Below are 7,146 nucleotides of genomic sequence, written 5' to 3'. Positions count from 1 at the left end.
CTCGTCTGCGTCGTCTTTCTAATGCATGTGCGCAGCGCACTCGTCGCCATCATCATGCTTCCCGTTGGCGTACTCATGGCGTTCGCCGCGATGAAGGCGCTGGGAATCGGCTCCAACATCATGAGTTTGGGCGGCATAGCCATCGCTATCGGCGCAATGGTGGACGCCGCCATCGTCATGATTGAGAACGCGCATAAGCATCTGGAGCGCGCGCTGCCCGACAAGCGGCGTATCGAGATATTGATCGATGCTGCGACTGAGGTTGGCCCCGCGCTGTTCTTCAGCCTGTTGATCATTACGGTTTCGTTCCTGCCGATCTTCACGCTCGAAGCGCAAGAGGGACGTTTATTCAGTCCGCTCGCCTTCACTAAGACGTTCGCCATGGCGGCGTCGGCGCTCCTTTCCGTGACGCTCGTGCCGGCGCTGATGGTCGTCTTCGTGCGCGGAAAAATCGTTCCCGAGGCGAGGAACCCCATTAATCGCGCGCTCATTTGGCTCTATCGGCCCATCATACGTTTGGTGCTCAAAGCGAAGGTCGCCACGCTTCTGCTGGCGCTCGGCGCGCTGGCGCTGACCATCATTCCGGCGCGGCAGCTCGGAGCCGAATTCATGCCCACTCTCAATGAGGGTGCGCTCCTTTACATGCCGACGACGCTGCCCGGGCTCTCGGTCACCAAGGCCGCCGAGCTCCTGCAAAAGCAGGACCGTATCATCAAATCCTTCCCCGAAGTTCACACCGCGTATGGCAAGGCTGGGCGCGCCTCCACGGCGACCGATCCGGCGCCGCTCGAAATGTCAGAGACCGTCATCCAGTTGAAGCCGAAGGATCAGTGGCGTTCTGGAATAACGATCGACAAGCTCATTGGCGAAATGGACGCGGCGCTGCAATTCCCCGGCGTGTCGAATGCCTGGACCATGCCGATCCGAAACAGGATTGACATGCTGGCGACCGGGATCAGAACGCCGATCGGCGTCAAGATTTTTGGCCGCGACCTGTCGCAAATGGAGGGGCTCGCGCGCCAAGTCGAGGCCGTCTTGAAGCGCGTGCCCGGAACTTCGAGCGCCTACGCCGAACGCGTCATCGGCGGCTATTATCTCGATATTGTTCCTGATCGCGCGATGCTCGCGCGCTACGGCCTCATGATCGGCGACATGCAAGCGATAATCGCCACGGCGCTCGGCGGCGAGACCGTCACAACGACGGTTGAAGGACGCGAACGCTACGGCGTCAACATCCGCTATCCGCGCGACTTCCGCTCCGATCCGAGAGCGATCGCCAGCGAAGTGCTGATTCCCCTACCTGGCGGCGGGACGGTTCCGCTCGGCGAAGTGGCGAGTGTCGGACTCGTTCGTGGCCCGACCTCGATTCGCACCGAGAACGGCCAGCTCACAGTCTACATCTTCGTTGATATCCGCGACCGCGATCTCGGCGGCTTTGTCGAAGAAGCGCGCCAGGCGGTCGTCGATGCGATCGAGTTCCCGGCAGGCGCTTATGTCGTCTGGAGCGGTCAGTTCGAATATCTGGAGCGCGCACGAGGGCGCATGCAGATCGTGGTACCGGTGACGCTGCTCATCATCTTCCTGCTGCTCTACCTGAATTTCCGCCGCTTGACCGAGACATTGATTGTCATGCTGTCGCTGCCCTTCGCGCTGGTCGGCGGCGTGTGGCTGATGTGGCTCTTGAACTTCAATATGTCCGTCGCGGTTGCGGTCGGCTTCATCGCGCTTGCTGGCGTCGCCGCCGAGACCGGCGTCGTGATGCTGATCTATCTCGATGCGGCAATGCGCGAGGTCGCGGCCAAGCGCGTGGCCAAAGGGAAGATCTTCACTCGCGCCGATTTGCGAGAAGCGATTATGCTCGGCGCGGTCGAGCGCGTGCGGCCGAAGATGATGACGGTCGTCGCAATCATGGCGGGGCTTGTGCCGATCCTCTGGAGCACTGGCGCAGGGTCAGAAGTTATGCAGCGCATCGCCGTTCCGATGATTGGCGGGATGGTGTCTTCGACGGCTCTGACGCTCGTTGTCATTCCGGCGATCTATGCGCTGATCAAGGGGTTTGGCCTGCCTCAAAAAGGAGAGGTCAAACAGGAGTTGGGGGGAACTATCCACGCAGCTCCATAGAACAATGCACAACAATCTTCACAGGAGGAAAGACTAATGCTTAGACTCTCTATTGCCTTAGCGACGATGCTGGCCCTATCCGTTCCCGCGATGGCCCAAGAGCTCCAGGAGCACGACCCGCAGACTCACGGAATGGTCCCCGGCGGGCATGGCCGTCACATGCATCGTGATTGGAGCACTCCTGGCCAACACAGACATAATGTGTGCTGGCACCGCCATCATGGAAAATGGGTGTGGGTCTGTCGCTGATGGAGAGAGCTTCGTGATTGAACGCATATTCGATGCGAAGCTGACGTACGGTAATTGTCGTCGACAATAATGGAACGGTCCGACCATCGATTTGCTGTCGGGCCGTGTTCCTTAGGCAACAGTACGAGGCGCGGAAGGTCTCATCGGCGTGATATCATCCAAGGAGTCCGCGCCCCTCATAAACCGTCGAGCAAAATGGCGGACCGCATCCAGTGACTTGCAGTTCCGCCGTTAAACTTTGCGTTGTTGATCTTTTCGAGCGACGATACACGACGACATCGGTCGAGCGGGAGCCTCCGCAGCCAATGGTGTCGAGGCCGTGACTGAAGGAACCGCCATTTCTGGAAGCGGGGCGGCCGTATTGCCGAGTGAGCAACGACGATCGACCTTGCGCAAAGGACGCCTAGATCAATTACGATGCCGCTTCTGACGGCGCAAGGAAGGATGAACCGAGTGGCCCACGAGCATCGGCATGATCGCGCCTCGCATGAGGAATCGAAGACGGCCCGTGGCGGTGTCACAATCGAGGATGCGCATCAAGACCCATCCCATGTAGCGGACGTTATCTACACATGCCCGATGCATCCGCAGATTCGTCAGATCGGGCCCGGAAATTGTCCAATCTGCGGCATGACGCTTGAGCCACTCGTCGCTTCGACCGAAGCCGAACCGAACGCCGAACTCGTCGACATGACTAGGCGGTTCTGGATCGGGCTGGCGTTGGCGGCGCCGGTGCTCGTCTTGGAGATGGGCGGACATTTATTCAATCTCCATCACTTGCTAGCGCCGCAGGCGTCGAACTGGCTTCAGCTTATTTTGGCGACGCCGGTCGTGATTTGGGCTGGCTGGCCGTTTTTGGTTCGAGGCGCGCAATCGCTCGTGACACGTAATCTGAATATGTTCACGCTCATCGCCATGGGAACGGGCATCGCCTGGATTTACAGCGTCATCGCAACATTGGCGCCGTCGCTCTTCCCGCCGGCATTCCGCAACCTCGATGGCTCTGTCCCGATCTATTTCGAGGCGGCGGCGGTTATCACCGTCCTTGTTCTGCTTGGACAAGTTCTTGAATTGCGCGCGCGGGAACAGACCGGCGGCGCCATACGCGCGCTCCTCGATCTCGCGCCAAAAATGGCGACTCGGATTAACGCTGACGGATCCGACGAAGAAGTTGTGCTGGATCTTGTGAAGGTCGGCGAGCGCCTGCGCGTCCGTCCAGGAGAAAAGGTTCCTGTGGACGGCGAACTCGTCGAGGGCCGCAGTTCGGTCGATGAGTCCATGGTCACCGGCGAATCCATGCCGGTGACGAAGATTGCAGGCGACAGAGTCATCGGCGGCACGCTTAATCAGACTGGCGGCTTTGTGATGCGCGCGGAGAAGGTTGGCCGCGACACCGTGCTCTCAAGGATTGTCGAGATGGTCGCATCCGCGCAGAGAAGCCGCGCGCCAATACAGCGCCTCGCCGATCAAGTGGCGGGATGGTTCGTGCCCGCCGTCATTCTCATCGCCGTTATTGCATTTCTTGCCTGGGCAATCTGGGGACCGGAACCACGCATGACGTATGGCCTTGTTGCAGCGGTCTCCGTTCTCATCATCGCTTGCCCTTGCGCGCTCGGTCTTGCGACGCCGATGTCGATCATGGTCGGCGTGGGACGCGGCGCGCAGTCGGGCGTGCTGATAAAAAGCGCCGAGGCGCTGGAGCGCTTGGAAAAAATAGACACGCTGGTGGTGGACAAGACCGGGACGCTCACCGAAGGCAAGCCGCGCGTCACGGCCATCCTCGCCGTCACCGGGATCTCCGAGGAAGATCTGTTGGCGACGGCGGCGAGTCTTGAACGCGCCAGCGAGCATCCCCTGGCGTTCGCAATCGTTCAGGCCGCAGCCGAGCGCGGGCTCGCGCTCAAAGGTGCGACGGATTTCGATTCCCCCGTGGGCAAGGGCGTCATCGGTCGGGTCGAAGGCAATGTGGTCGCGATCGGCAATCGTCGATACCTTGTGGAGCTCGGCGTCGATGCGACGCCGCTCGATAGCGACGCTGAACGCCTGCGGGAAGACGGCGCGACTGCTATCTTTGTCGCCATAGACGGAAGAATTTCCGGCGTCATCGGCATCGCTGACCCAATCAAAGCGACGACGGACGCCGCGCTGAAATCGCTGCGCGAAGATGGCGTCGATGTCGTGATGCTAACCGGCGATAACTGGACAACGGCGCGGGCCGTCGCCAAACGCTTGGGAATCGGCGAGATCGAAGCTGAGATCCTCCCTGAGGACAAGAGCAAAGTCGTGACCAGCTTGCGCGAGGCGGGTCGAATCGTCGCCATGGCGGGAGACGGCGTGAATGATGCCCCTGCACTGGCCGCTGCCGATGTCGGAATCGCCATGGGAACCGGAACCGATGTCGCGATCGAAAGCGCGGGGGTGACTTTGCTGAAGGGCGATCTCGGGGGCATCGTGCGTGGTCGACGCCTCTCCAAGACGACGATGCGCAACATCCGCGAGAATCTGTTCTTTGCGTTCATTTATAATGCCGCGGGCGTGCCCATTGCCGCTGGCGCGCTCTATCCGATCTTCGGGCTACTCTTATCACCAACGATCGCCGCCGCAGCGATGACGCTGTCATCTGTAAGCGTCGTCGTCAATTCCCTGCGACTGAAGCAAGCCAGGTTGGACCCCGAGCGAAAAATTGAGATGCCGCCATATACGACCTAAGCAGAGGGCTATAGGACTATTCGGTGCGGGGGCAGTCACCACTCCCACAGCGCCGGCTGTTCTCTCACCACTTTGCCACACTCACAGCATCTGTCATTGGCGGAACTCTCGCCCGCGTTATGAGAGCAAACATTTTGGCCCGCACTCGCCGGATGAACTCTGATTTCACTGTACAATTCGTCATTTATAGCAATTTTTAGAAGGTTAGGCTCGTTGAGTGAGGCGGCGATGACGAACGCGGCGGGTGAATCGGATGGAGAGGCTCTCAGGCTCGATTTTGACCGCCGTCTAAAAGATGCAATTCGGGGTTCGGTCGTGACCTCTGATGTTGGCGTGGTCGCCTTATCGAGAACTCGACGACGCGCTTGGCCTGAGCGGCATGGCGGGCGAGACTCTTGCCGGCGCCTGCACCGGCAAGAGCATGCTCTTGGTTGGCAATTTACGGCGGTCTGGGTTAGGTCGGCTCGCCGGCTACCAGGACGTGAACGACGTGAGCGGCTTCGGCGGGCCCTGGCGTTCTGGGCGTCGGCGCCGGCGTGGTACAATTCCAAGTTCTATCCGGCGATCGACAATTTCGTCGTGGTGCCCGTTTACGCGCGCGTGGACGGCGCCTTGTTCATCAGGTTGAGCGAGAATGTCTCGGGATAGCTCAACGTCGAGAATCTGGCTGGCGCGCGGTACTATGAATCGTAGATCTGCCAGCGCGTCGCTCCGTATCGGCGAGCGATATCGGCCACGATGGCGTTCGGCGTCAGACTCTCGGCGGCGATCCGAGCTTTCTCCGCCTCAGAGCGTCGCCGACGGCCCGTGGGGCCGGCAACCACCTCAATCCGTCCCGCGTAGCCTTCTTTCGAGACGCCCATTTGGGCGTCCATTTTGACGTCTCTGGTCATTACAGCCACCCTCGAAAGCAGGGGCTTCTTCGCATGATCAGAACATTTTCGGCAGAAGGGGATCGGCTAAGCGCTTACGTACTATGTCTTCGAGCATAACAACAACAACACGCCAGGCACCCCGCGCTCGGCCTATGTGACGCTGAACGCGCGAGTTTAAGCGAGTGCCGGCCGTGCACGCGCCGACTGGATGAGCCGTAGGCATCGATAGCCAGTCATTCTCGCCTGATGTATCGGCGCAGGCTCGAAAGACCCTGCGCCGGCTCGCCGGCTCAGCCCCGACTAGAACAAAAACCCTAAGCAGCTCCGCCAACGAGCTTCACGACAACCGCAGCGATTGTGTTCTAAGGGCCGCCAAGACCTGCATAGCAAGACCACCAATAACGCCCCCGCCCACCCAGCGAACATGTGGGCGCGGGTCGTCATTCGTCTCTCATAGCGGCTCCTCTAGTTTCCGCGAGCTGCCCCCTTGCCGTCTGTCCCGGAGCTTGATGCGCTCGCACGTGTTCGGATAGGCGTGGTTTGGCTCCCGGAGTTGCAGCGTTGCTGATTCCGCTTGATGGCGCCCCCTAAAACGAGATGAAGGCGCCCACCCGTTACGGAATGATGGCGCCCCCCGATTCCGAGATGATCCCGCCCCCTGCAACGGAATGATCCCGCCCGGGTGATTTCGTGCAGTGGCTCACCGCCGCCGTTGGCCTGATCAAGTCGCTCCTTTGGCAATCCAAGGGGGAGCGATTCATGCCAGCGGAGCGGATTACGATGCGCCAGGCGCGCGAGATTATTCGGCTGAAGACCGCGTCGGTTTCAGCGCACGAGATTTCCCGGCGTCTCGGCATGCCGCGTTCGACGGTTCGGGAAGCGCTCGAACGCGCGGAGGGCGCCGGGCTCTCCTGGCCGCTGCCGGAGGGAATGAACGACGACGCGCTGGAGGCGGCGCTTTACGCCAACCGGCGCAGCAAGCGCGGTCACCGGCGCGTCGAAGAGCCGGACTGGGCAAACGTGCATCGCGAGCTGAAGCGCAAGCACGTCACCCTGACGATCCTGTGGGACGAATACATCGCCGAGAACCCCGGCGGCTATCGCTATTCGCGCTTTTGCGAGCTGTATCGCGCCTTCGAGAAAACGCTGTCGGTGACCATGCGGCAGACCCACGCCGCCGGCGAGCGCCTGT

3 protein-coding genes and 2 pseudogenes are annotated in these 7,146 nt (G+C 60.6%); 4 read left to right on the top strand and 1 reads right to left on the bottom strand.

What is annotated here, in order from left to right; genetic code table 11:
• The 3 genes and pseudogenes from IYY11_RS00255 to IYY11_RS22480 form a co-directional block, all read left to right on the top strand.
• A partial coding sequence (locus IYY11_RS00255; RefSeq protein ID WP_196402291.1) for an efflux RND transporter permease subunit occupies positions 1–2,121 on the top strand: 2,121 nt, incomplete at its 5' end.
• Positions 2,122–2,787: 666 nt separating this feature from the next.
• Positions 2,788–5,079: a copper-translocating P-type ATPase gene (locus IYY11_RS00250; RefSeq protein ID WP_109026913.1), complete on the top strand. Its 2,292-nt coding sequence runs from the start codon at positions 2,788–2,790 to the stop codon at positions 5,077–5,079.
• 228 nt (positions 5,080–5,307) lie between these two features.
• Positions 5,308–5,569, top strand: a pseudogene (locus tag IYY11_RS22480) (IS1380 family transposase); the annotation flags it as partial.
• A 190-nt stretch (positions 5,570–5,759) separates the two neighbouring features.
• Here the strand turns inward: IYY11_RS22480 and IYY11_RS00245 are convergent.
• Positions 5,760–5,972, bottom strand: a complete 213-nt coding sequence (locus IYY11_RS00245; protein ID WP_109026914.1) for a transposase — start codon at positions 5,970–5,972, stop codon at positions 5,760–5,762.
• A gap of 762 nt (positions 5,973–6,734) precedes the next feature.
• Between IYY11_RS00245 and IYY11_RS00240 the strand changes: the two are divergent.
• Positions 6,735–7,146 (top strand): annotated as a pseudogene (locus tag IYY11_RS00240) (IS21 family transposase); the annotation flags it as partial.

It is taken from the genome of Methylocystis sp. H62 (genome assembly GCF_015709515.1).
Taxonomy (GTDB): Bacteria; Pseudomonadota; Alphaproteobacteria; order Rhizobiales; family Beijerinckiaceae; genus Methylocystis.
Note: the sequence above shows the minus strand (reverse complement) of the source record. Positions and strands in the feature narration are given on the sequence as shown.

Coding starts and splice junctions, on each gene's coding strand:
- IYY11_RS00250 (WP_109026913.1), top strand. CDS start 2,788: ATGCCGCTTCTGACGGCGCAAGGAAGGATGAACCGAGTGGCCCACGAG.
- IYY11_RS00245 (WP_109026914.1), bottom strand. CDS start 5,972: ATGACCAGAGACGTCAAAATGGACGCCCAAATGGGCGTCTCGAAAGAA.